General features: G+C 74.0%; 19 protein-coding genes and 2 pseudogenes. 8 read left to right on the top strand and 13 right to left on the bottom strand.

The window, feature by feature from the left end:
• Positions 1 to 13 precede the first annotated feature (13 nt).
• Positions 14 to 1,290: pseudogene (locus tag ACQYWQ_RS29345) on the top strand (helix-turn-helix domain-containing protein).
• A 112-nt stretch (positions 1,291 to 1,402) separates the two neighbouring features.
• On the opposite strand, the gene ACQYWQ_RS29340 reads toward ACQYWQ_RS29345, so the two are convergent.
• Positions 1,403 to 3,646 carry a protein kinase domain-containing protein gene (locus ACQYWQ_RS29340; RefSeq protein WP_431038829.1) on the bottom strand — a complete coding sequence of 748 codons (2,244 nt, stop codon included), beginning with the start codon at positions 3,644 to 3,646 and terminating at the stop codon, positions 1,403 to 1,405.
• Between the two features lie 213 nt (positions 3,647 to 3,859).
• Between ACQYWQ_RS29340 and ACQYWQ_RS29335 the strand changes: the two are divergent.
• From ACQYWQ_RS29335 to ACQYWQ_RS29325, 3 genes and pseudogenes are all read left to right on the top strand, one after another.
• Positions 3,860 to 4,286, top strand: a pseudogene (locus ACQYWQ_RS29335) (PadR family transcriptional regulator); the annotation flags it as partial.
• A 191-nt stretch (positions 4,287 to 4,477) separates the two neighbouring features.
• Entirely contained in the window at positions 4,478 to 7,279 is a 2,802-nt protein-coding gene (locus ACQYWQ_RS29330; RefSeq protein ID WP_431038828.1) for a DEAD/DEAH box helicase, read from the top strand.
• Positions 7,276 to 8,538 (top strand): hypothetical protein, encoded by a 1,263-nt coding sequence (locus ACQYWQ_RS29325; protein ID WP_431038827.1) that lies wholly within the window; start codon positions 7,276 to 7,278, stop codon positions 8,536 to 8,538. Before ACQYWQ_RS29330 ends, ACQYWQ_RS29325 begins: the two co-directional genes overlap by 4 nt.
• 59 nt (positions 8,539 to 8,597) lie before the next feature.
• Here the strand turns inward: ACQYWQ_RS29325 and ACQYWQ_RS29320 are convergent, their stop codons facing one another.
• Positions 8,598 to 9,668, bottom strand: a complete 1,071-nt coding sequence (locus ACQYWQ_RS29320) for an alkene reductase (protein ID WP_431038826.1) — start codon at positions 9,666 to 9,668, stop codon at positions 8,598 to 8,600.
• A gap of 121 nt (positions 9,669 to 9,789) precedes the next feature.
• Complete coding sequence (locus tag ACQYWQ_RS29315) at positions 9,790 to 10,230, bottom strand: nuclear transport factor 2 family protein (protein WP_431038825.1); 441 nt, start codon at positions 10,228 to 10,230, stop codon at positions 9,790 to 9,792.
• A gap of 186 nt (positions 10,231 to 10,416) precedes the next feature.
• Between ACQYWQ_RS29315 and ACQYWQ_RS29310 the strand changes: the two genes are divergently transcribed.
• Positions 10,417 to 11,169 carry an SDR family NAD(P)-dependent oxidoreductase gene (locus ACQYWQ_RS29310; protein ID WP_431038824.1) on the top strand — a complete coding sequence of 251 codons (753 nt, stop codon included), beginning with the start codon at positions 10,417 to 10,419 and terminating at the stop codon, positions 11,167 to 11,169.
• 116 nt (positions 11,170 to 11,285) lie between these two features.
• Here the strand turns inward: ACQYWQ_RS29310 and ACQYWQ_RS29305 are convergent, their stop codons facing one another.
• Positions 11,286 to 11,906 carry a TetR/AcrR family transcriptional regulator gene (locus ACQYWQ_RS29305; RefSeq protein ID WP_431038823.1) on the bottom strand — a complete coding sequence of 207 codons (621 nt, stop codon included), beginning with the start codon at positions 11,904 to 11,906 and terminating at the stop codon, positions 11,286 to 11,288.
• Between the two features lie 194 nt (positions 11,907 to 12,100).
• On the opposite strand from ACQYWQ_RS29305, the gene ACQYWQ_RS29300 reads away from it, so the two are divergent.
• Complete coding sequence (locus tag ACQYWQ_RS29300) at positions 12,101 to 13,414, top strand: MFS transporter (RefSeq protein WP_431038822.1); 1,314 nt, start codon at positions 12,101 to 12,103, stop codon at positions 13,412 to 13,414.
• Between the two features lie 216 nt (positions 13,415 to 13,630).
• On the opposite strand, the gene rpsN is transcribed toward ACQYWQ_RS29300, so the two are convergent.
• Positions 13,631 to 13,936, bottom strand: coding sequence for a 30S ribosomal protein S14 (gene rpsN / locus ACQYWQ_RS29295; RefSeq protein WP_431038821.1), 306 nt, complete (start codon positions 13,934 to 13,936; stop codon positions 13,631 to 13,633).
• A complete protein-coding gene (gene rpmB, locus ACQYWQ_RS29290; protein WP_431038820.1) occupies positions 13,936 to 14,172 on the bottom strand; it encodes a 50S ribosomal protein L28 in 237 nt (78 codons plus the stop codon). Before rpmB ends, rpsN begins: the two co-directional genes overlap by 1 nt.
• 70 nt (positions 14,173 to 14,242) lie before the next feature.
• On the opposite strand from rpmB, the gene rpmG reads away from it, so the two are divergent.
• Together rpmG and ACQYWQ_RS29280 are read left to right on the top strand one after the other, a co-directional pair.
• Complete coding sequence (gene rpmG, locus ACQYWQ_RS29285; RefSeq protein ID WP_431038819.1) at positions 14,243 to 14,407, top strand: 50S ribosomal protein L33; 165 nt, start codon at positions 14,243 to 14,245, stop codon at positions 14,405 to 14,407.
• 129 nt (positions 14,408 to 14,536) lie between these two features.
• On the top strand, positions 14,537 to 14,965 hold the full coding sequence (locus ACQYWQ_RS29280; RefSeq protein ID WP_431038818.1) for a Fur family transcriptional regulator: 429 nt from the start codon (positions 14,537 to 14,539) through the stop codon (positions 14,963 to 14,965).
• 77 nt (positions 14,966 to 15,042) lie between these two features.
• On the opposite strand, the gene ACQYWQ_RS29275 is transcribed toward ACQYWQ_RS29280, so the two are convergent.
• The 7 genes from ACQYWQ_RS29275 to ACQYWQ_RS29245 all read right to left on the bottom strand — a co-directional run bounded on the left by ACQYWQ_RS29275 (position 15,043) and on the right by ACQYWQ_RS29245 (position 23,988).
• On the bottom strand, positions 15,043 to 15,954 hold the full coding sequence (locus ACQYWQ_RS29275) for a metal ABC transporter permease (RefSeq protein WP_431038817.1): 912 nt from the start codon (positions 15,952 to 15,954) through the stop codon (positions 15,043 to 15,045).
• Complete coding sequence (locus tag ACQYWQ_RS29270) at positions 15,951 to 16,871, bottom strand: metal ABC transporter ATP-binding protein (protein WP_431038816.1); 921 nt, start codon at positions 16,869 to 16,871, stop codon at positions 15,951 to 15,953. Before ACQYWQ_RS29270 ends, ACQYWQ_RS29275 begins: the two co-directional genes overlap by 4 nt.
• Before the next feature lie 11 nt (positions 16,872 to 16,882).
• Complete coding sequence (locus ACQYWQ_RS29265; RefSeq protein ID WP_431038815.1) at positions 16,883 to 17,842, bottom strand: metal ABC transporter solute-binding protein, Zn/Mn family; 960 nt, start codon at positions 17,840 to 17,842, stop codon at positions 16,883 to 16,885.
• Positions 17,843 to 18,006: 164 nt separating this feature from the next.
• Positions 18,007 to 19,404, bottom strand: a complete 1,398-nt coding sequence (locus ACQYWQ_RS29260) for a salicylate synthase (RefSeq protein ID WP_431038814.1) — start codon at positions 19,402 to 19,404, stop codon at positions 18,007 to 18,009.
• On the bottom strand, positions 19,401 to 21,254 hold the full coding sequence (locus ACQYWQ_RS29255; protein ID WP_431038813.1) for an ABC transporter ATP-binding protein: 1,854 nt from the start codon (positions 21,252 to 21,254) through the stop codon (positions 19,401 to 19,403). Before ACQYWQ_RS29255 ends, ACQYWQ_RS29260 begins: the two co-directional genes overlap by 4 nt.
• Entirely contained in the window at positions 21,251 to 23,263 is a 2,013-nt protein-coding gene (locus tag ACQYWQ_RS29250) for an ABC transporter ATP-binding protein (RefSeq protein WP_431038812.1), read from the bottom strand. The genes ACQYWQ_RS29255 and ACQYWQ_RS29250 overlap by 4 nt, the downstream gene beginning before the upstream one ends.
• A complete protein-coding gene (locus ACQYWQ_RS29245; RefSeq protein ID WP_431038811.1) occupies positions 23,260 to 23,988 on the bottom strand; it encodes a class I SAM-dependent methyltransferase in 729 nt (242 codons plus the stop codon). Before ACQYWQ_RS29245 ends, ACQYWQ_RS29250 begins: the two co-directional genes overlap by 4 nt.
• Positions 23,989 to 24,055 lie beyond the last annotated feature (67 nt).

Raw genomic sequence — 24,055 nt, 5'->3', positions numbered from 1 at the left:
CAAGGAGGCTGCCGTGCAACTGCCGACCCGCACCACCGACGTCGAGGACTCCCCCAGTCCGTTACCGCGCGAGTTCGCGCGGATCATGTGCCCCGAGATCCCCGGCCTGATCAAGGGGATCGGCGTCGAGGTGACGCGCGCCTACCCCCGAGTACGCCGCGCTGCTCGACGGACCGAACGAGGCGGCGATCCGGCAGGGGGTCGAGAAGAGCCTCAGCGGCTTCGTCGACCGTGTCGCCGACCCGCGGGCCTCCACCGCGAGCCGGGACGAGCTGCTCCGCACGTGCGGCAGGGTCGAGGCCTACGAGGGCCGCGACCTCAACACGCTCCAGAGCGCCTACCGCCTCGGCGCCCGGGTCGCGCTGCGCCGCGCGAAGTCCCTGGGCCGCCGCTTCGGCCTCTCGCCCGAACTGCTCCTGCCCTTCGCCGAGTCGCTCTTCTCGTCCATCGGGGAGCTGGAAGCGCTGTCCCTGGAGGGGTACAGGGAGGCGCGGGCGGGCGCCGGGGGCGAGAGGGTACGAAGACGGCTCCTGCACCTGCTCCTGGCGGGCACCCCGCTCCACCACGCCACCATCAGCGACCTGTGCGAGCAGGCGTGCTGGCAGGTGCCGGACGAGGTCACGATGATCGCGCTGCGCGCCCCCGCTCCCGCTCCCGCTCCCGAGCACACGCAAGCGGGTCTCGCCGCCGACGTCCTCTCCGACCGCGGCGCGCCCCAGCCCCACCTCCTCGTCCCCGGCCCGCTCACCCCGGAGCGGCGCACCATGCTGGAGACCGCCGTACTCGAAGGGCGGCTCGTCATCGGGCTCATGGTGCCCACCGCCCACGCGGCCGACTCGCTGCGCTGGGCCCGCCACGTCCTCCAGCTCGTCGACGAGAGCGTCCTGCCGGAGACCCCGTTCCCGCACACCGCCGACCACCTCATGGCGCTGTGGCTGCTCTCCGGCATCCCGCTCGTCCGCCAGGTCGCCCAGCGCGAACTCTCGCCCCTCGCGAAGGTCTCAGGGACCCGCCGCACCCGGCTCGTGGAGACGCTCCACGCGTGGCTCACCACGCGGGGCACCGCGGACCAGGTGGGCGACTCGCTCGGTGTGCACGCCCGGACGGTGCGCTACCGCCGGCGCAATCCGGAGGCGCACTTCGGGCACCGCCTGGAGGACCCGGGGCACCGCTCCGCGATGGAGGCCGCCGCTCCGCGCACTGAACCTCCACCACGCGGGCGGACCGGCGGCCCGCCCGGCCCGGCACGGCACGCCGGCCACCCCGGCGAGCGGCACGACCGCCCCGTGACAGCCCCGCCGACGTCGCGGAACAGGTGCGGCACCGGCGAGGGAACCCACGTGGTGTCACAGGTACCGGCGGTGGACGCTCCCCTCGCCGCACTCCCCCGTGCGGGCGGCCGTCAGCCCGCTTTCGGCGGCTTCCCCACGTCGAAGGCGAAGAGCGTGTTCTTGGCCGCCGCCACGATCAGCGCGCCGCCCGCCACGGTGACGCGCGGGCTCGCGCCCTGCTCGCCGGTGAGCCCGTCGGCGCGCGGGTTCGTCGTCCACAATTGCGTGCCCTTGGACGGCGAGAGGGCGACCACCCGCCCGGTGGCGGAGCTGAAATACAGCGCGCCTCCTCCGGCGACAGGCCCCGAGGCGCCCTCGACGCCCGTCTGCCGCGCCCACTTCCGCCGTCCCGTCGCGGGGTCGATCGCCGTGACGAGACCGGTCCCGCTGCTCACGTACACGGTGCCGTTCGCGATGCCGGGCGTTCCCTCGTACGGCTTCGCGAACGCGGAGTACGTGACCTCGCGTGTGTCCGGGTCGGCCAGCGTCACGCCCTCGTAACCGGCCTGCGCCGGTCCCTCGCGGTGCTCCCTGAGCAGCACGAGCCTGCCGCCGTCTGCGCCCATCGGCACCACGGGGCCCTTGAGCGCGAGCGGCTTGCCGAGTGCCCCCGAGGCGCGGTCGACCGTGTACAGGGCGGGGTGGCGGATCTCCAGCGCGTCCACCTCCTCCGTGCTCGCGCACAGGGCGAGGAGCCGTGCGCCGAGCGGGACGGGAGCGCACTGCGTCCCGGCGGGGAACGGGCTCGTCCAGGCGAGGTCGCCGCTGTGCGCCTCGCGGGCCTCGAAGCGGGAGCCCGAGGCGTCGACCGTGACGACGGCGGAACCGATGACGGCGGCGTCCAGGGAGCGCCCGGCGACGGCCTGCGACTGGGCGCCCGAGCGCACGGACCACAGGGTGCGGCCGGTGTCGGCGTCGACGGCGACGACCTCGCCGTGCGCGCTGTCCGGCGCGCCGAAGCGGTAGCCGAGCACCGTGTCCTTCGTCGCGCCCACGAGGTGCATCCCCTGCCGGGGGACTCCGGGGCTCTTGACCGTCCACACCCGCGAGCCGTCGGAGGCCTTGAGCCGGGCCGCGACCACTCCGCCGCCCCCGCAGAACACCGCCTCTTCGCGGGCGACGCAGCGCAGTTCGTCGGGGATGTCCGCCTGGCCGCCCTTGACGGTCGTGCGCCACGGAGCGAATCCGTCGGGGAGCGTGCCGCCCGGCGCCGCGACGGTGCGGCCGGTGGTGCCGCCGGCCGGGCCGTCGGCACCGCGCGAGGCGAATACGGCGGCCCCGCCGGCGATCGCCACCACAGCGACCGCCACCGCGAGGGCGGGCCTCCAGTGACGGGGCAGCGACCGGCGGCGGGATATCGCGGCCGCCTCCGCCGCCGGAGCCGCGGGGTTCGGGTCCTGGCGCGGGTCCGCGAGGCCCGCGGCAGGGGTGGGGGGTGTCAGGTCGTGCTCGGTGCGCGCGTCGCGGGTACGGGCCGGGCCCTCGCCCTGCCCGGCGGTCGCGCCGAGGTCGGCGGGCAGGTCCCGCAGCAGGACCAGGAGTTCGTCCGCCGAAGGGCGCCGCTCCGGCTCCTTGTCGAGGCACCGCTCGACGACCGCGCGCAGGGGCTGGGGCACCGCGTCGAGCGTGGGCTCCTCGTGCACCACCTGGTACGCCGTCATGTACGGGCTGTCCGCGTCGAAGGGCCCGTGGCCCGTCACCGAGTAGACGAGCAGGGTCCCGAGCGAGAAGACGTCCGAGCGCGGCCCCACCCCGCGCGGAGCCTGCAACTGCTCGGGGGACATGAACGGTGGCGTCCCGATGATCCGGCCCGTCATGGTCAGCGTCTGCTGGTCCGCGGCCCGCGAGATGCCGAAGTCGATGACGCGCGGGCCCTCGGGCGAGAGCACGACGTTGGAGGGCTTGAGGTCACGGTGGACGACGCCGACCCGGTGGATGTCGCGCAGGGCCTCCGCGAGGCCGATGGCGAGCCGGCGCAGGGCGGCGCCACCGAGCGGGCCCTTCGCCGCGATGTGCTGGCTGAGCGTGTCCCCCTCGATGTAGCTCGTCGCCATCCACGGCTGCTCCGCGTCGGGAGCGGCATCGACCACGGCCGCGGTGAAGGCTCCGCTGACCCGCCGTGCCGCCGCCACTTCCTGCCGGAAGCGGGTGCGGAACTCGTCGTCGGCGGCGAATTGCTGGTGGATCAGCTTGATCGCGACGGGCCGCCCCGAGCCCGTGCGCGCCAGGAAGACGGTCCCCATCCCGCCCGAGCCGAGCCGTGCCTCCAGCACATAGCCGCCGATCTCGGCCGGGTCCCCGACACGCAGCGACACTCTTCCCGCCCTCCAGTCCCCCGTGCACCTTCGCCCCACGGGCCCGCTTGCTCTCCGGACCCAAACTAGCGGCAGGGCGGCGCGGAAAGGCAACGCGGGTGACCGGACCGCCCGCCCACCGGGGCACGACCGCGCAGGGCACCGCGTCCCCCGCCCCTTCGCCCCGCTCCCGCGCTCCCCCGGGTCTGCGCACGAGCCCTTCCTCTGGGGCGCATGTCGGCCGTTCGTCTTCTCGTGCTGGGTGCCGTGCGACGGCACGGGCGGGCCCACGGAGACCAGGTGCGCAACGACCAGGAGCACGGGGCGCCCACGAGTGGTCCCGTGCCAAACCCGGGGCGATCCACCACGCCCTGAAGCGGATGGGGAGGCAGGGGCCGCTGCACGCGCACGTGATCGCCCCGTCCACGGCGGGTGGTCCGCCTGGGACCGGGTACGAGATGACGACGCAGGGCACGGAGGAGTATTTGCGGCTGCCGCGCGAGTCGTTGACCGCGTAGGACCGGAAGCCGGACGTGCGCGCGGCCGCGCCCGTTCTCCTCGTGGACCTGGAGCGTGCCGAGGCCCGGACCTGTTGCGCGAGCGGGCGCGGGTCGTCAGGAGGTGGCGGGAGACGGTCACCGCGCGCTGCCTGCCGCAGGACGAGCGCTGAGGCCGCCGGCCCGCGGACGGCGGGACACACCGACCGACCGGTAGTCAAGTTTGCTCAATGCGGGGAACGGGTCTAGCTTGCGCGGAATCCGCCTGAGCGAGAGGCGGGGCCTGGCACACCCGGGCCTGCCGATCGGGCGTCCCCGATCGGCGGCCCCGGGCCTACGGAGCGGGGGACCCATCGTGTGGATCGCGCGGGAGCACGCCGGACGACTGGCACGGTACGCGGCAGCCTTCGCGCCCGCCGACCCGCCGCGCACCGGAAGGCTGGCCTTCTGGGACCCGGAGGGCGGAGCCCCGCCCCCGCTGCCTGGCGCGGACGGGGCGGATGCCGTACTCGTCACGGCCCGTGGGCGGCGCACGGTCCCGGTGCTGTGGCTGTCCGTCGGCGACGCACTGCCCGTCCTGGCGCTGGCGCGGCGCGCGTACGGGCACGAAGCGGTCCACGACGCTGCCGCCTACTGGGGCGCGGCCACCGCTCTCGCGCTCCACCTGACCGCCCGCGAACGGGTCCTGCCGGGCGTGTCCGACGGCGGGTACGACGCCTGGCGGGTCGGCCCGCTCGACCCGGCGGACATGGTGCGGCTGCGCGAACTCGCCGCCGCCGCGCCGCCGGAGGCTCTCGCCGTACCCGCGCGGGGGGCCGCGCTGCTGCCCCCCGCTGACCGCCTGCTGCGCGCCTTCCTGGACGCCGTCGCCGACACCCTGCCGCGCAGCGCGGCCGCCGAAGTGGCCACAGGGCGGGCCGCGTTCGCCGCGGCGGCGCCCCAGCACGTACCGCACCTGCGCTCCTGGGCGGAGGGGATCGCGGTCGGCCTGGACGCGGGCGTGCGGGTCTCCCTCTCCGTGCGGACGGCCGACGCGGCGGGCGCTCCGGCCGTGCGGCTCGTCCCTCTCGTCTCCGATCTCGCCGACCCGACCGTCGAAGTGCCCGCAGCCGACCTCTTCGACGGCGCCGCGCACCCGCTCGGCCCACTCGCCCGGGCCGATACCGTCCGGGCCGTGCGCCGCGCGGCCTCCGTGTGGGAGCCCCTTGCCCGTTTGCTGCCCGTCCCGCGCCATATGGACCTGAGCGACGAGGAGTTCGGCCAGTTTTTGGGCGGCGCCGGAGCACGGCTGCGGGCGCACGGCGTCCCCGTGCGCTGGCCGGAGGGGACGGGCGGGCGGCTGAGCGCGCGAGCCGTCGTGGGCGCGGACCGCACTCCGCCGACCGACATGCGTGCCTTCCTCGGCGACGAGGGGACCGTGGACCTGCGCTGGCAGCTCTGCCTCGACGGCGAGCCGCTGACCGAGGAGGAGGCGGACGTCGCGGGTGCGGGGCTGCCGGTGGTACGGCTGCGCGGCGGGCAGGTGTTCGTGGCACCCGAACTCGCCCGCAGGGCCAGGGATCGCGTACTGCCGCCGCTCACCGCCGTGGAGGCGCTCGCCGTCGCCCTCACCGGGTACGCGGAGATCGGCGGCACGCAGGTGGCCGTCACCGACGGGCCCTGGCTCGATGCTCTGCGCGCCCTGCTGACAGCCGGTGAGGCGCCCGCCGAGCAGCCCGCCGCGCTCGCGGCGACTTTGCGCGCGTACCAGCTGCGCGGGCTGGACTGGCTGGCGCGGATGACCTCGCTCGGGCTCGGCGGCTGCCTCGCCGATGACATGGGTCTCGGCAAGACGGTCCAGCTCATCGCGCTCCACCTCCACCGCCAGGAGCACGAGGCAAGCCGCGGCCCCACCCTCGTGGTGTGCCCGGCCTCGCTGCTCGGCAACTGGGAACGCGAGATCCGCGGGTTCGCCCCCGGCGCCCCCGTGCGCCGCTTCCACGGGCCCGGCCGCAGCGTCGAGGGCGCGGACGGCGGCTTCGTACTGACCACCTACGGCACGATGCGCCTGGACACCGAGCGGCTCGCCGCGCACCGCTGGGGCATGGTCGTCGCCGACGAGGCCCAGCACATGAAGAACGCCTCGTCCGCCACGGCCAGGGCACTGCGCCTGATCCCCGCGAGTGCGCGGGTCGCGCTCACGGGGACCCCCGTGGAGAACGGGCTCTCCGAGCTGTGGGCACTGCTGGACTGGACCTCGCCGGGACTGCTCGGCACGTACAGCCGCTTCCGCCGCCGCTGGATCGCGCCGATCGAGGCCGAGCGGTCCGCCGCGCGCCCCGGCGAAGGCCCCGGCGCCACCGCCGAACGGCTCGCCGGACTCGTCCGCCCCTTCCTCCTGCGCCGCCGCAAGTCCGACCCTGGGGTGGCCCCCGAACTGCCGCCCAAGACCGAGACGGACCACCCGGTGTCGCTGACGGCCGAGCAGAGCGCCCTCTACGAGGAGCAGGTGCGCGGCGCGCTGGCCGAGATCCGGTCCGCCACGGGGATCGCCCGCAGTGGTCTGGTCCTGCGGCTCCTCACGGGGCTCAAACAGATCTGCAACCACCCGGCGCAGTTCCTGAAGGAGGCGGAGCCGGAGCTGTCGGGGCGCTCCGGCAAGCTGGCGCTCCTCGACGAACTGCTCGGCACGATCCTGGCGGCGGACGGTGCCGTGCTGGTCTTCACCCAGTACGTCGCGATGGCGCGGCTCATCGACCGGCACCTGCGGGACCGGGGCATCGCGGCCCAACTGCTCCACGGGGGAACGCCGGTGCGGCGCCGCGAGGAGATGGTCCGCCGTTTCCAGGACGGCGAGGTGCCGGTGTTCCTGCTGTCGCTGAAGGCGGCGGGCACGGGGCTCAATCTGACCCGGGCCGAGCACGTCGTGCACTACGACCGCTGGTGGAACCCGGCCGTCGAGGCCCAGGCGACCGACCGGGCCCACCGCATCGGGCAGACGCGCCCCGTGCAGGTGCACCGGATGATCGCGGAGGGCACGATCGAGGACAGGATCGCGGCGCTGATGGAGTCCAAGCGGGAACTGGCCGACGCGGTACTCGGCAGCGGCGAGGGGGCGCTGAGCCGGCTGGGGAACGACGAGCTGGCGAGCCTGGTGGCGTTGAGGAGCGTGGGATGAGCGGCGGACACGAGCACCGGGCGCGGGGTTTCGCCGCCTTCCCCGCCCGCAGGGGCGGCCGGGCCCGCGGCAGGTCCCGGTGGAGCCAGGCGTGGGCGGATTCCGTGGCGGACGGCTGGCCGCTCGGGGAGTCCCTGCGGAAGGGACAGGCGGTGGCCCGCTCGGGCCGGCTCGGTCCCCTGACGGTCGGTCCCGGGCACCTCTCCGCCCAGGTGTACGAGGGCACGGAGGAGCCGTACACCGTGACGCTCGCTCTTCCCGAACTGGACGAAGCGCGGTGGGAGGCGCTCTGGGAGCGGACCGCCGACCGGCCCGCCGAGACGGACGCGTTGCTCTCCGGGGAGCTGCCGCCGGGACTCCTGGAGGCGGCGGACGACGTCGGCGCCGGGCTGCTCCCGGGGTACGGCGAGCTGGACGCGGAGTGCGGCTGCGACGTACCCGACGATCCGTGCGCGCACGCGGTCGCGCTCGCGTGGCAGTTCTCGTGGCTGCTCGACGACGACCCGGCGCTGCTGCTCCTGGTACGCGGCCGGGATCTGCCGTCGGCCTCGGACGAGCTGAGGTCGGTCCTCTTCCTGCGCGCCATGAGCGAGAGCGATGCCGCGGAACCGGAGCCCGCGGAGCCGAGCGACGCCGCCGCTCCCGAGGGGACGCCTCCCGCCGAGGCCTACGCACGCCCACGCGTCCTCCTCCCGGCGCTCCCTCCCCCGCCCGAGGCCGCGGAGGACGCCACCGAGACGGCCACCGGCGTCGCCGCGGACCCGCTGGAACGGCTGGTCACGGACGCCTCCGCACGCGCGGCCGGTCTCCTCGCGTACGTCCTGGGGACGGCCGCCGAGCCGCCTCGCCCGCTGAGCCTGTGGCAGGACACCGTACGGATCGCCGCGACGCACCCCGATCCCCGGGTGCCCGCGCGGCTGCGCGCGGCGTGCGAGCGCCCGGACGAGCTGGACAGAGCGGCCGAGGCCTGGCGCTGGGGCGGCGCCGAGGGCCTGAAGGCGCTCGAAGAGCCCTGGCACCCGGGGGAACCCGCGGCCGCCCGGGCGGCCGCGGCGCTCGCGACGGGCTGGGATGACGAGGACCTGCCCGAACCCGTCGTGCGCGACAACCACTGGACGCTGCCCGCGCGGGGCCTGCAACTGCGCTATGGCCGCGACAGGCGCTGGTACCCTTACCGGGACCGGTCCGGCACCTGGTGGCCCGCGGGGCCTCCCGCCCAGGACCCCGCGCAGGTACTGGCCGAACTCCTCGAAGGCTGAGGGGAAGGGCGGCCGGTTTCGCCGCCGGCGCGTCTCGGGCGGGGAACGAGGATGCCCGGTCAGGTGCGCGCCGGGTAGTCGGTGTATCCCTCGGCTCCGCCTCCGTAGAAGGTGTCGGGGTCGGCTTCGTTGAGCGGTGCGCCGGTCCTCCATCGCTCGACCAGGTCGGGGTTGGCCAGCAGCGGACGACCGACGGCGACGAGGTCCGCCAGTCCCTCCGCGACGATTGCCGAGGCGGACGCGAGGGTGGTGGTCCGGGCGAAGCCGTCGTTGGCGATCGTGATCCCGCCGAAGCGGGAGGAGAGTTCGCGGATGAGGGACGCACGCGGATCGGCAAGGTAGGAGAGGTAGGCGATGCCGAGCGGGGCGATGGCGTCGACGAGGGCGCGGTAGGTGCGGGCGGTCTGCTCGGGGTCGTCCTCGATCACACCTTGGATGTCGTGCGAGGGCGAGATCCTGATCCCCACCTTCTCCGGGCCGATCTCCTCCGCCACGGCACGCACGATCCCGGCGGCCAGTCGCGCGCGGTTCTCCGGCGTTCCGCCGTAGTCGTCGGTGCGCCGGTTGGAGCTGGGGGCGAGGAACTGGTGGATCAGGTAGCCGTTGGCCGCGTGCACCTCGACCCCGTCGATTCCGGCGGCCACCGCCCGCTTGGCCGAGTGCACGAACTCCTCGACGACCTGCGGTATCTCGGCCTCGTCCAGCGCGTCCGGCACGGGGTGGGCGCGCATCCCGCCACGGGTGAATATCTCGCCGGGCGCGGCGATCGGGCTGGGTGCCACCAGCCGGGGTGTGTGCTTGTTGTCGGGGTGGCCCACACGGCCGGCGTGCATGAGCTGCGCGAAGAGGTGGCCGCCCCGACGGTGCACGGCGTCGGCGACCGTGCGCCAGCCCCGTACGTGCTCGTCGGTGTACAGCCCTGGCGTGTCGAAATAGCCCTGGCCTGTCGCGCTGGGCTGGACCCCCTCGGACACGAGCAGCCCGGCACCTGCACGCTGGGCGTAGTAGTCGGCGGCGAGTGCGGACGGCACGCCGTCGGGGGTGGCCCTGCTGCGTGTCATGGGCGCCAGCACGACGCGGTGGGTAAGGCTGAGCTTGCCGACCTCGATGGGGTCGAACAGGGTGGACATGTCGTGCTTCTCTTTCGGCGGCGAACGTCGGTCCTGCCGCGGGAGGGTCAGCTTTCGCCGACGGTGGTCAGTTCTGGCCCGGGGCGGCCGGCCCGGACAGGGACACCGGCCGCGGTCCCCTTCATCGCTTCGATGCCCACAGGAAACGGTCAACGTCCTGGCCGAGGAAGTCGGGGTCCACGTAGATGTGCATCCGGGAGATCTTGTCGCCCCTGAACTCGAAGGCGTTGCAGTAGCGGCCTTCCAGCTCCGGACGCTCGTCCGGCCACTCCACGCCGGCGGCGTTGCGGCCGCGTTCCAGGCCCTCGACGATCAACCGGTCGCCTTCGTGCGTGAAGGTCATCGAGTCCAGCGAGTGCCAGAAGGCGACCTGCTCGGACATCAGTCCCGAACCGAGCCGAGCGAAGTCCTCGAGGCCCCGGCCGGTGCCGAACTTCGGGAAGAACACCTGCGCGTCCTCCGTGAACATGTCCGTCGGCGGCTCGCCGGCGTCGACCCGCCGGAAGTACTCCAGCGCGAGCGCGATGTGCTTCTCGCGGGCTGTGGCCTTTTCGTCCGTCATATCGATCTCCTCGTGCGCCGTATCGGCCTCTTGGCATGGTCCATGCCTTCCACGAACGTAACACTATTTTTGGTTGAGCAACCAAAAACTGGTTACTGTGTCCTCGGGCTCACCCGCCCGGCTTCGGCGCAAGACGCAAGCGCGCCGGAGCCCTCGCCGCCCTCGCACAATCCACCGGGAGTCACCATGAGCACCAAGATCGCCCTCATCACGGGCGGAAGCCGCGGCATCGGCCGGGCCACAGCGATCGAGCTGCGCCGCCGCGGCTACCAGGTCGCCGTCACCAGCCGCTCGGCCGAGGCGGCCGAGGCGGCCTTCACCCAGGTGGAGCCGGCGTTGCGCCCCTCGCTCGTCATCCAGGCCGACGTCACCGCGGAGAAGGACAGACAGGCCGTCGCGGACCGCGTCCGCGACCACTACGGCGTCCTGGACCTGCTGATCAACAACGCCGGAGTGTGGCTGGAGTCGGAGAACTCCTCCCTGCAAGAACCGAACCGGACCAGCCGGTTGGAGATGTCCGTCCTCCGCGAGACGTTCGAGACGAACTTTTTCGCACCCGTCGCACTCACTCAGCTGCTGCTGCCACTGCTCAAGAAGTCCGGCGCCGGCCGCGTCCTCAACGTCACCAGCATGCACGCCTCCCTCACCCTGCACGCGACCCCCGGCTCGCCCGTGTACGAGCGGAAGGTGTTCGCCTACGCGGCATCGAAGACCGCGCTGAACGCCTTCACCGTCCCGCTGGCCCACGAGATGGCGGGCAGCGCCGTCACCGTCAACTCGCTCGACCCGGGCTGGGTGCGCACCGACATGGGCGGGCCCGAAGCGACGCTGACGCCCGAGGAAAGCGGCGTCGCCGTCGCAGACGTCGTCGCGCGACTCGCTCCGGGCGTCAACGGCCGCTTCCTCACCCTCGACGCGGACACCGACAACCCGTGGTAGACCGCGCCCGCACCTCCGGGATCACCGCGACCAGGGCGGCGCCGGTCCCGTCCCGTCGCGGCGTCCGCCCCGACCCGAACCCACCCGGCCCGCGAGGCGCGCACGCACCCGCGCCCTCAGGCGTCCTTCCGGCTCGCGACAGGCTCCGCGTAGGCGAGGTTCAGGCCGTCCAGGACGCTGGTCTTGGCGCTCCGGAACGTCGCGTCGTCGAGCCCCGACTTGCGCAGGAACTCGATACCCTGCATGGCGGCCAGCAGCGCGAGCGCGACTCGGTCGGGCGCCACGTCGGACCGGACCTCGCCCGCCGCTTGAGCGGCGGAGACCATCTCGCCGAAGATCCCGAGAATCCTCTCGTACGTGCGCCGTGACGCCTTGTGGACGTCCTTGTCCGTACGGGAGAGCATCGCGGTGGACCCGGACAGGTAACACCCGTCGTCCGACAGGCCGAGGCGCCCGCCGTCGTCGAAGGAGACGGCGGAGAGCAGCCACTCCCACGGGGCGTCGCGCGCGGACCTGCGCCCGGCCTCCAGCCCGGCCAGCTGCTCGGCACAGTACTCGTCCAGAGTCCGCACGAACAGGTCGTGCTTGCTGCCGAACGCTCCGTACAGGCTCTGCGAGGCCACGCCGGTCGCGTCACACAGGTCGGACATGCTGGTGCCTTGGTAGCCGCCGCGCCAGAACCGCGAGCGCGCCGCGAGAAGCACCTCGCGCTCATCGAACTTCCTCGGCCGTGCCATGTTCACACCCCAATCCATTTTTGATTGATCAACCAAGAATGGATACGTCGGTGAGAGTCATTCTTGATTGATCGATCATTAATCGTACCGCGCCCCTCTGGCCGGGCGCAGACGGCCGGCCGCACAGCTCCGCCGGCCGCCCCCGCACACTCCACCCCGCCCCGTCCCCGCCCCAAGGAAAGTCTGGCAACCTCGTGACCACCCCCGCCCCCAGACGCGTCTCGCCGGCCGCCCTGCCCGGTCTGCTCCTCGCCGTCTTCATCGTCCCGATCAGTATCGCCGGTGTCGCCACGGCTCTGCCGGCCATCGCCCACGACCTCGGCTCGGCACCGACCCCGCTGCAATGGGTCGTCAACGGCTTCAACGTGGCCTTCGCTGTCTTCACTCTCGTGTGGGGCGTGGTCTCCGACCGCGTCGGCCACAAGGTCACCCTCGTCATCGGCCTCGTCGGCTCCATCTCGTCGCTGGCGCTCTCGGCCCTCGCCCCGACGCTCCTCACGCTCGACCTCGCGCGCGTCCTCTGCGGCCTCTTCGCCGCGGCCATCGGGACCTCCACCCCGGCGATCATCTCCGGCGCCTACGAAGGCCCCTCGCGCACACGCAACTTCGCACTCTTCGGGACCGCGCTCGGCATCGGGCTCGCCGTCGGCCCCACCATCTCCGGCAGCCTCACGGCCGCCTTCGGGTGGCGCGGCGTCTTCGCCGCCTTCGCCGCACTCATGACCGTCTCCCTGGCCCTCAGCTTCTTCGTGCCCAGGACCGGGCACGAACGCCACCCCGGCACCAAGATCCTCGACCTCGGCATCCTGCGCAACGCCCGCTTCATGTCGGCCGTCCTCATGCCCGTCGTCCAGGCATTCGGCTTCATCACACTCCTGACCTACCTGCCGGTCGCGCTCAGCGCCGTCTACGGACTCGGCGCGGGCCGACTCGCCGTGACGATGATCGCACTCACCGGCCCCACGCTCATCGGGCCCGCCCTCGGAGCACGCCTGGTCGCCAGAGTCCGGAAGATCACCGTGCACGGCATGTTCTACACCTCCATCGCTCTCATGCTCCTCGGCAACACCGGCATGCTGCTGATCGCCGGCCCCGCCCCGCTCTGGACGCTGATCATCCCGATGGTGCTGCTCGGGTTCTCCTTCGGCCTCCCCCTCGGCCTCATCGACGGAGCAGCTCTGAACGCCGTACCCGCCGAGAACTCGGGCTCCGCCTCCGGGCTCCTCCAATTCGCACGCCTCGGCAGCGAAGCGGTCGTCATCGCCGTCTACGCGGCCGTCATCACCGCCCTGATCGCCGCGCGCATCGACGACCCTGCCCTGGCCGACGACGTCGCATCAGGCCGGCCCGGCCATGCCGACGACTACATCCCGGCCTTCGTCACCGGGCAGATCGCCCTCCTCACCGCCGTGCTGATCGGCCTCGCGGCGACCGTCCTCCTCCACCGCGCAGTCCGCCGAGCCGACCGGGCGGCGACGGCCGGAACCACCACAGCGGGCGCACCGTGAGGTGACCGGCGGCCCGAGGAGGGCTGGTCGGCCGCGGCCTCGTGGCGCGCGACGGCATCGCTCCCGGAGCCGCTCCGGAGCCGCCTCGGCCGCCGCCCCCGAAGCCGCGCGCCCCCTCTCCGGGCGTGAAGGCGCCCGGGGCCGCCGATGACAAGCGCTCCCGCTCGCGGTGCGGCGGCTTTCGCCGAGGGGCCGCCGGACCGCGAGCGGGGTCTGTCACCAGGAGGACTTGGTCACTCCCGGCAGGAAGCCCGCGTGCGCCTGCTCGCGGACGCGGACGCGCGAGAGGCCGAACTTGCGCAGGTGGCCCCTGGGGCGGCCGTCCACGCTGTCGCGGTTGCGGACGCGGGTCGCGCTCGCGTCGCGCGGCTGACGGCGCAACTCGCGCAGCGCCGCGGCCTTCTCGGCCTCGCTGGAGCCGGGCCGGCGAAGGATCTCCTTCAGCTCGGCCCTGCGGGCGGCGTGGCGCTCGACGGTCTCGCGGCGCTTGTCGTTCTTGGCGATCTTGCTCTTCTTGGCCATCAGACGCGTTCCCCCCTGGCTCGGATACGGGCGACGGCCGCTTCGATGCCGAGGGCGTCGACCGTCTTGATTCCCTTGGCGCTCAGCACCAGCCGGACGTAGCGGCCCTCGCTGGGCAGCCAGTACCTCTTGCGCTGGATGTTCGGGTCGAAGCGGCGTGAGGTGCGCCGGTGCGAGTGGGACACCCGGTTGCCGAAAACCGGCGCGCTTCCGGTGAGTTGGCAGTGTGCGGACATGGACGTGTCTCTCCTTGCAGGGCACGGGACCCCGTTCGGTAATGAAAATCGTTGTCGTATGCTACCTCTCATGGCACGCAACGAACTCCGCCCGATCATCAAGCTCCGGTCCACCGCAGGAACCGGATACACCTACGTCACGCGCAAGAACCGGCGGAACGACCCCGACCGCCTTGTCCTGCGCAAGTACGACCCGCTCCTCGGCCGGCACGTCGACTTCCGCGAGGAACGCTGACCGCCCCTCACCCCCCGCACGGCGCGGTCTCCTCTCCCCGCGGGCACCCGCGGGGGGCCGCGCCGTACGGCCTTCCTGTCCGGCCCGCGCACGCCCCGCGGGCACACCCGCGAGGGGAAGACGACTTCTGTGTACGGAATATCCCGCCGGGAGAGACGCTCCACGCGGCAGCGGGCCGCGGTGCTCGACGCGCTGCGCGCGGCGGAGGGCTTCGTCTCGGCTCCCGCGCTCCACGGCCTTCTCGCGACCGACGGCGCGGAGGTCGGGCTCACCACGGTCTACCGGACGTTGCGGCTCTTCGAGGAGACCGGCCACGCGGACGTGATGCGCGATGAGTCCGGCGGTCGCCTCTACCGCTGGCGGCCCCCCGGGGAACACCGGCACTACCTCGTCTGCCGTGCGTGCGGCACGAGTCTCGCGGTGAACGCCGACGTGGTCGAGCGGTGGGTGGCCACAGTGATGAAGGAGTCCGGCTATCGCGCGGTGGCCCACACGCTGGAGCTGAGCGGGGTCTGCGACATGTGCGCCGAGGACACCGGCACCGAGGCGGCCCGCTGACCGTACGGACGCCGCCGTGGGTACGCGCTCGGGGCGGCCGGACAGGTGTCCGGCCGCCCCGAGCGTCCTTGTCCTGCTCAGCGGTGGGCCGCCAGGAGCCCGCCCTCCGGTGACGGCCGCGGGCCGCCGGGGCGCGCGCGCCGCCTGCGGACACGCAGGCGGGCGCCGACGCGGCAGCAGACGTAGATCGCGAAGGAGAGCGTGGTGACGTAGGGACTGATGGGGATGCTGCTGCCGAGCGCGAGGAGGATGCCGCCCTCGACGGACACGAGGGCGAAGGCGACGCTCAGGAGCGGCAGCAGGAGCGGCGAACTGGTGAGGCGGGCGGCGGCGGCAGCGGGGGTGACGATCAGGGTCAGGACCAGCAGGGCACCCACCACCTGCACCGACAGGGCGACGGCGAGGCCCAGGACCAGCATGAAGGCCAAGGAGAGGGAACGGACCGGCAGTCCGCGCGCCTCGGCGACCTCGGGGTCGGCGCTGGCGAAGGTGAGGGGCCGCCAGATGGCGGCCAGGGCGAGCAGGACGACGACCGAGGTGCCGAGCAGCCAGGCGGTCTGCGGGGTGTCCACCGCGACGATCTGCCCCGTCAGCAGACCGAACTTGTTCGCGGCGCGCCCTTTGTAGAGGGCGAGGAAGAGGACACCGAGGCCGAGGCCGAACGGCATGAGGATGCCGATCGCCGAGTTCCGGTCCCTGGCCCTGGCGCCCAGGACGCCGATGACCGCGGCCGCGACGAGCGAGCCGAGGAGCGAGCCCACGACGACGTTGACGCCGAACAGGAGCGCCGCCGAGGCACCGGCGAAGGACAGCTCGCTGATGCCGTGCACGGCGAAGGGCAGGTCCCGCATGATGACGAAGACGCCCACGAGCCCGCCGATGAGGCCCAGTGCCGCCCCCACGATAAGCGAGTTGCGCACGAGGCCGAGGAGTTCCCCGTAGTTGTCGTAGGCGAAGAGCTGGTGCCAGACGCCGTCGGCGAGGTTCATCGGCGGACTCCGTTGTGCGGGTGAATGTCCTCGGGGTGGTGGGCCGGTTCCTCGTACGCTCCGGCGACCACGACCCGGCCCCCGACGCGCACGACGTCGATGTGCGAGCCGTACAGGCGCGAGAGCGAGGCCGAGGTGAGCACCTCCTCGGGCGTGCCGGTGCGGTGGGCTCCGGGCGCGAGGTAGAGGACGCGGTCCACGAGGTCGAGGACGGGGTTGATCTCGTGGGTGACGAAGACGATCCCGGTGCCGTGCGAGCGGCGGCGGGTGTCGAGGAGTTCGGTGACGGCCCGCTGGTGGTGCGGGTCGAGCGAGACGAGCGGTTCGTCGCAGAGCAGGAGGCGCGGGTCGGTGGCGAGGGCCTGGGCGACCCGCACCCGCTGGCGTTCCCCGCCGGAGAGTTCACCGAGCGGGGCGTCCGCGTAGGCGGAGGCGCCGACGGAGGCGAGGAGTTCGTCCACCCGCTCGCGGTCCGCACGGCGTCGCGGGCGCGGCCCGAAGCGGTGGCCGTCGACGCCGAAGCGGACGAGGTCGCGGGCGCGGACCGGGGTCTGGGCGGAGAGGCTCGCCTGCTGGGGGATGTAGCCGATGTGCCGGTTGGCACGGTGCGCGGGCCTGCCGAGGACGGTCAGGGTGCCCGCGGACAGCGACTGCCTGCCGAGCAGCGCCCGCAGCAGGCTCGTCTTGCCCGCGCCATTGGGACCGAGCACGGCGAGGAACTCGCCTGGGCGGACGTCGAGTGCGAGGTCCTTCCAGATGGTCCGCCCGCCGTGGGCGACGGCGCCGCCGCGCATGCTGAGCAGCGCGGCGGCAGCGTCTTCCCCGGCCTCGGCGTGACGGGTTCCCCGTGCCGGGGCCGCGGGGGTGCCCGCGGCCCCTTCCTTCGCCTCAGCGGCGCGCCGGGGTTGAGGAATCATGGCGGTACCGCTCACTTGCCGAGCGCGTCGGAGAGGGAGTCGATGGTCGCGCCCATCCACGTCAGGTAGTCCTTGCCCTGGGGCAGGGTCTCCGTGACGGGGACCTCGGGCACCCCGGCGGCCTTGGCCGCGTCCGCGACCTTCCGGGTCTGCGGCCCGGAGGTCTGGGAGTTGTAGACGAGCGCCTTGACCTTCTTGTCCTTGTAGAGCGAGAGGGTCTCCTGAAGCACCTTCGGGGAGACGTCGTCGCCCTCCTCGATGGCCTCGCTGAAGTCCTCGGGGGTCTTGTTCACGAGCCCGGCGGCCTCGGTCAGGTAGAGCGGCACGGGTTCGGTGATGCCGATCGCCTCGCCGCCGTGCGCCTTCTTGATGGCCGCCGCCCTGTCCTCCAGCGGCTTCAGGTCCGCCGTGAACTTCTCGGCGTTGGCCTTGAAGGTGTCCGCGTCGGCGGGGGCGGCCTTGCCGAGAGCGGCGGCGATCCGGTCGGCGAGCTTGGCGACGGTCGGCAGGTCGTACCAGACGTGCTCGTTCAGCTCGCCGCCGGGAGGGGCGGTCTTGCCGGAGACCTTCACCGCGTTGAGCACCTCGGCCGAGGAGTTGCCCGCGGTCTTGAGCATGCGGTCCACGAAGTCGTCGTAGCCGCCGCCGTTCTCGACGACGAGCGCGGCCTTGGAGAGCACGAGCTGGTTGCGGGTGTCGGCCTCGTAGGAGTGCGGGTCCTGGTCCGGGTCGGAGATGAAGGAGGTGACCTCGACCTTGTCGCCGCCGACGCTCTTGACGATGTCGCCGTAGACGTTGGTCGAGGCGGCGACCGCCACGGGGGCCGAGGAGCCGCCCGAAGCGGCGGGCTTGGCGTCGTCCTTGGCGTCCGAGGACGCGCCGGAGTCCGAGGAGTTCCCGCAGGCGGCGACGGCGAGGAGGGAGGCGCCGGATATGAGGACGGCGAGGTGGCGGGAGCGGGGGATGCGCACGGGGGTCTCCAGAGCGGGATACGGGAAAAGGGGTCGATGAGCGGCAGCGGCCGCAGGGGCCGGCAACCGCTCATCACGCTATATGAAAATGAATGTCAGTACGACCACTCCACCGCCACGTAATGACTTTCGTTTCCAAAAATTGACCTCGCCGTCCCCGCGCCTCAGGAGAGGGGAAAGCGCAGGTGGGGCGCCACGCTCAGGAGCTTCTCGCGGGTCTCGTCGAACTCCCGGGCCGGAGTGGAGACGCCCATCACCCCGGCTCCGGCCCGCAGCCACGCCCGGTCCCCGCGCACGAGGACGGCGCGCAGGACGAGCGCCGCGTCGAGGGCGCCGGACGTACAGGACCGGAAGACGGCGCCCCCGTACAGGCCGCGCGGGCCCCGCTCGTGGCGGCCCAGGGCATCGAGCGCCGCGGCCTTCGGCACCCCTGTGGCGGTGATCGCGGGGAAGAGGGCGCCGAAGGCCGTCCACGCGTCGCTGCCGCCTTCGAGCCGGCCGGCGACCCGCGAGGCGAGGTGCTGCACGGAGCCGCGCTCCCGTACCGCCATGAACTCGGTGGCCGCCACGCTCCCCCGCACGCACACCCGCGCCAGCTCCTCGCAGGCGAGCCGGACCGAAAGGGCGTGCTCCTGCACCTCCTTGGGGTCGGCGTACAGCTCGGCGCGCAGCCGCGTGTCCTCGGCCGCTTCGCCGGTACGGGCCCGGGTCCCCGCGAGCGGCTGGGTGGATACCTCCCCCTCGGGGCCGACCTCCACGACCGTCTCCGGGCTGAACCCGGCGGCGCGCCAGCCGCCGAGGTCGAGGAGGAAGGAGCGCGCCGGGGTGTTCGCCGCCCGTCCTGTCACGTACGAGGCACCCAGGTCGGGGAGGCGCGGCAGTGGCACGACGCGCGAGACGACGGCCTTGTCCAGCAGCCCGGCGCGGATGTCGGCACTGGTGGCGGCGACGGAGGCGCGGTAGCCGCCGGGGTCGGCCGCGAGCAGGGCGGCTGCCTCGGGGAGCGGGGCGGTGGCAGGGAACGGGGCGGGCTGCGGGGCGGTGGCGGACCGCGCCTCCGCGCCGAGGACGGTGGCCGCGCGCGCCGCCACCGCCGGGTCCCCCGCGCGCACTTCCGCCTTCCCCGGCCGCAGCGTGATCTCGACGGACGGGACGAGGAAGCTGAGCAGGGGCTCGGTACCGGCCCTGGCGGGGTCGCCGTGCAGGAGGTGGGCGAGTTCGAAGGCCGCCCATCCGTGCACGGTACGGTCCCGGGACGAGGCCGCCCGCAGCGCGGCGAGCGCAGCGCGTACCGCGGCGAGGGGACCCTCGGGCGCGGGAACGTGCCAGGACCGCTCCCCGTGCCGGGCCGTCGCCCCGGTGGCGGTGGCATCGAAGGTCGCCGAACCGGCCGCGAAGTGCCACGTACCGCTCTGCTCGTAGACGACGTGGTGGGCGCCCAGTCCCGCCTCCGCCAGGCGGGCCGCCGCGCGGGCCGGCTCCTCGCTGACGCCGAGAACGGCGCGGTGGGGCGGTTCGGGGAGGGTTGCCGCCCAGGCGGCGAGAGGGGTGGTGGTGCTCATCGGGAGGCTCCGTTGTCGGAGGGGAAGGAAAGGGACGCGGCGGGCACGGGGGGCGCGGAAGCCTGCGCGGGCCTCGTACCGGTGTCCGTGGCGGGCTTCGCCGAGGTCAGGCGCCAGCCGTGGGAACGGGTGCGGCTGCGCCAGAAGCCCGCGTACGTGCCGCCCCGCGCGAGCAGTTCCTCGTGGGTGCCGCGCTCGGCGACGCGGCCCCGCTCCAGGACGAGGATCTGGTCGGCGTCGCGGATGGTGCTGAGGCGGTGCGCGATGACCAGTACCGTCTTGCGCCGGGCGAGGGCCCGGACGGTCGCGACGAGGTGGGCCTCGTTCTCCTGGTCGAGCGAGGCCGTGGCCTCGTCCAGGACGAGGACGGGCGCGTCCCGCAGCAGCGCGCGGGCGATCGCGACGCGCTGCCGCTCGCCGCCGGAGAGCGCGGTGCCCTCCGGCCCGACCCGCGTCGCCCAGCCGTCCGGCAGCCGCGTCAGCACCCGGTCGAGCCCGGACAGGCGCGCGCACTCGCCCAGTTCCTCCGTCCCTGCCCCCGGTTTCCCCGCCCGTACGTTCTCCTCGACGGTTCCGTCGAAGAGGTACGTGTCCTGGAAGACCGGGGAGACGGTGGCGGCGAGGACGTCGGGCGCCATCGCGCGCACGTCCACGCCGCCGATCGTGACGCTGCCGCCCGTCACGTCCCAGAAGCGCGCGAGCAGTCGCGCCACGGTGGTCTTCCCCGCACCGGAGGGACCCACGAGCGCGGTCAGGCTCCCCTCCGGCACGGTGAACGAGACGCCGCGCAGGGTGCTCGCCGCGGGGTCGCCGCCGGGGCCCGTGCCCGGCACGTACGAGAAGCCGACGTCGTCGAAGCGCACGGCGAAGTCCTCGGGGGCGCGCGGCTCGGCGGGCACGGGGAAGGGCGGTTCGGCCAGGAGCGCGGCAAGGCGCTCCAGGCTGTGCCGGGCGACGCGCAGCCCGGCCCCGAGATCGGCCGCGGCCGAGACCCCCTCGGTGAGTCGCGCGGTGAGGACGAGCAGCGCGAGGAGCGTCGGCACGTCGAGCGTGTCGTCGAGCGTCCACGAGACGGTGAGGACGAGCACGGCCGCGAGGACGGCGCGGGCGGCGAAGGCGAAGGTCACCAGGCCGGGAACGCCCCGGGTGATCAGGCGCCGGTCGGCACGTGCCTCGCCGGCGAGCGCCTCGTCCAGGGCCCGGTGGTCCTCGGCGGTACGGCCGAAGGCGCGCAGGACCGGCTGGTTCCGGGTGAACTCCATGACCCGCTCGGCCGCCTCCGCGCTCGCCGCGTCGCGGCCCCTGTCGAGGCGGCCCACGACGGTGGTGCTCGCCCAGTGCGCCAGGAGCAGGACGGGCAGGGAGGCGAGGAGGACCCGGCCGACGCGTGCGTCGAAGCAGAAGGAGGCCGCGACGAGCACGGCGGGAGTGGCGACGGCCGAGACGAGCGGGCGCAGCAGGTGGGCGGGCATGTTCATGACCTGCATGACCCCGGGGCCGCTGAGCGTGGCGAGCTGGGCGGCGCGGCCACCGGTGAACCAGCCGACCGGCAGCGTCAGCGCGTGGTCGGCGAGCCGCCTGTGCAGCGCCCTGGAGAGCTTCCCGCCGACGGTGAAACCGCCCGCGAGCGCCGCCGCCTGGGCGAGCGCGAAGACGGCGGTGACCCCCGCGAGCGCGAGCAGCCAGGGCCATACGGAGCGGGGAGAGCCGCCGAGCAGCGCGCGCAGCACGGGCACGAGAAGCGCGAAGGCGAGGCCCTGGAGGACGGCGGCGGCGAGGAGTACCGCGAGGAGGCGGCGCAGGGGACGGAAGCCCTCGGCACCGAGGACGTGACGGAGCAGGCGGATCATGGGCGCGCGACCTTCCGGGGGCCGGTGGGACGGGGAAGCGGGGTGTCCGGGGCGGGCGGTGGTGCGGGCGGGCCCTGTGGGGGCGGGGCGTCCGCGGGGGACGGGGGCTCGTCCGGGGACGGGGGCTCCGGGGCCGACGGGTCCGGCTGTCCGGGGTGCGGCGCCTCCTCCGGCGCCGCTCCGTCAGCGGGCGCCCCTTCCTCGCCCGGCGCCGCCTCTCCCCCCGGCACTCCTTCCTCGGCCCACACTTCTTCCTCGGCCCACACTTCTTCCTCGGCCCGCGCGTGCCACAGCCGTGCGTACCGGCCCCCGGCGGCGAGGAGTTCGGTGTGCCGACCGCTCTCCACGAGGCGGCCCTCGTCGAGGACGGCGATGCGGTCGGCCGCGGTGACCGTCGTCAGGCGGTGCGCCACGACAAGGACGGTGCGTCCTGCGGCGAGTGTCGAGAGCGCGTCCTGGACCAGGGCCTCCGTGTACGGGTCGGCGTACGCGGTCGCCTCGTCGAGCACCAGGACGGGCGCGTCGGCGAGGAGCGCGCGGGCGATCGAGACGCGCTGCGCCTCGCCCCCGGAGAAGCGCGCGACGGTCCCGACCTCGGTGGCGTAGCCGTCGGGGAGCGCCGTGATCATCTCGTGCGCGTGGGCGGCGCGCGCGGCCCGTTCGACCTGCTCGTCCGTCGCGGACGGGCGTCCGAGCCGGATGTTGTCCGCGACGGAGGCGCGCAGGAGCTGTACGTCCTGGAGGACGAAGCCGACCGCGCGGTAGAGCGCTTCCGGCGGGATGTCGCGGACGTCGGCCCCGCCCACCGTCACCGCTCCGCCGGTCACGTCGTGGAAGCGTGCCAGGAGCGCGGCGAGCGTGGACTTCCCCGCCCCCGAGGGGCCCACGAGGGCGGTGACCGTCCCCGGGGCCAGGTCGAGGTCCACGTGCGCGAGCACCTCGCGCTCCCCGTCGTACGAGAACGACACGTCCCGGAAGGAGACGTGCGCGTCCGCCGGGAGCGCCGGGCGGGTCGCTGCGGGGAGGGCGGGCGCGGCGAGCAGTCCGGAGACGCGGGCGGCCGCGGCCTGCCCGCCGCGTATCTGCTGGACGCGCGTGCCGACGACGCCGAGCGGGGCGGCGAGTGCCGGGCCGAGCAGGACGAAGGCGAGCAGCGCGGCGCCGGAGAGGTCACCGGAGACGACGAGCGGGGCGCCCGCGGTGACGAGGAGGAGCAGCACGAGGGCGGGCGAGACGACGAGGAGCGCCGCCGTCGACGGCACGAGCGTGGACCGTACCCAGGAGGTGAAGAAGGCGGCGAAGGCGTCGGTGGCGGTCAGGAAGCGTTCGTGGGCGGTACGGGCGCGGCCGAAGCTCCGTACGACCGCGATGCCCCGGGCGTACTCGGCCGCGGCGGCCGAGACGCGGCCGAGCGCGGCACCGAACTCGGCCATGCGTGCCGTGGCACCCGCCATCGCACGGCGGAAGAGGAGCGCCCCGGCCAGGGGCGGCAGGAGGGCGAGGAGCGCGAGGCGCCAGTCGGCGGCGGCGAGCACCGCGAACGCGAGGAGCGGTGCCACGAGGAGCGCTGTCACGTCGAGCAGGGTGTGGGCGACGAGGGCGTGCAGGGCGTGCACGTCGTCGCGCACGGCGCTCTCGACCTCCTCGCGACGGTGCGTCACCGCGCCGAGCGGCAGGCGGCCGACGTGGGCGGCGAGCCGGCGGCGCAGGGACAGCTGGAGGTCGTTGTCGGCCCGGTGGGCGAGGAGCCCGGCGGCGAAGGACAGCGCGAGCGCGGCGACGCCGGAGCCGCAGGCGAGGCTCACCCACGGCCACACGCCGGCGTCGGCGACGGCGCCCGCCGCGGTGAGCGCGACGGCGAGCCGGGCGATCGCGAGGAGCGGCACGATGCCCGTCGCCGCGGCGCACGCCTGGAGCGCGACGGCCACCAGGAGGCGCCGCCGGACGGGTGCGAGCAGGGCGAACGGGGACGCGGGCGACGGGTTCCCGGGAGGGGAAGCGGGTGTCATGCGACGAGGATTCCGATCTCGGGAACGGGGCGGCCTGCCGCTTCGGTGACGCGTCGGCTGGTCATGCCGGACTCGGCGGCCAGGCGCGCGACGTCGAAGGTGTGCCACAGGTAGCTGTCGGAGACCTCCCGGACGGTGCGGCCTTCGCGCAGCACCTTCCAGGTGGTCGTGAAGCGCATCGCGTCGCCGTCGGCGGGCTCGCCGCCGATCCACCACTCGTACGTCTGGCGGCCGATCCGCTCGCGCAGGGAGAGGGCGGGGGGCAGGAGCCGGGGCGCGGAGACGCCCATCAGCTCCACGACGATCGGGCCGCCCGGCGGCAGCCGCGCGGCGAGGCGGCGCCACAGCAGGACGCGTTCGGGCGCGGTCAGGTGCCCGGCCACGCCGAAGACGACGACGGCGGAGATGCGTTCGGGCAGGCGCAGGTCCTGCGCCGCGCCGTCGCTGACCGTGACCCGGCGCCGCAGGGCGGGATCGCGGGCGATCCGGGAGGTCAGCACGGCGCGCATGGGTGCGGAGGGCTCGGCGGCGAGGATCTCGGCATCCGGCAGGGCCGCGGCGATGACCTCGGTGACGCGCCCGGTGCCCGCGCCGATCTCCACGACGGGACCGTGCGAGACGTCGAGCCCGTCGAGTACACGGGCGAGTGGCGGGCCGCTGCTCGCGGTGTGCCGGGCGGCGACCATGTCGTAGAACTCGGCGGACGGCGAGTAGTAGTCGATCACTGCGGTGCTCCTGGGGCTCGGGGTGACGGACCTGGCGGGGTGTACGGGCGGCGGGGTGGTGGAGGCC

This window comes from Streptomyces sp. P6-2-1 (assembly GCF_050613165.1).
Classification (GTDB): Bacteria; Actinomycetota; Actinomycetes; order Streptomycetales; family Streptomycetaceae; genus Streptomyces.
Note: the sequence above shows the minus strand (reverse complement) of the source record. Positions and strands in the feature narration are given on the sequence as shown.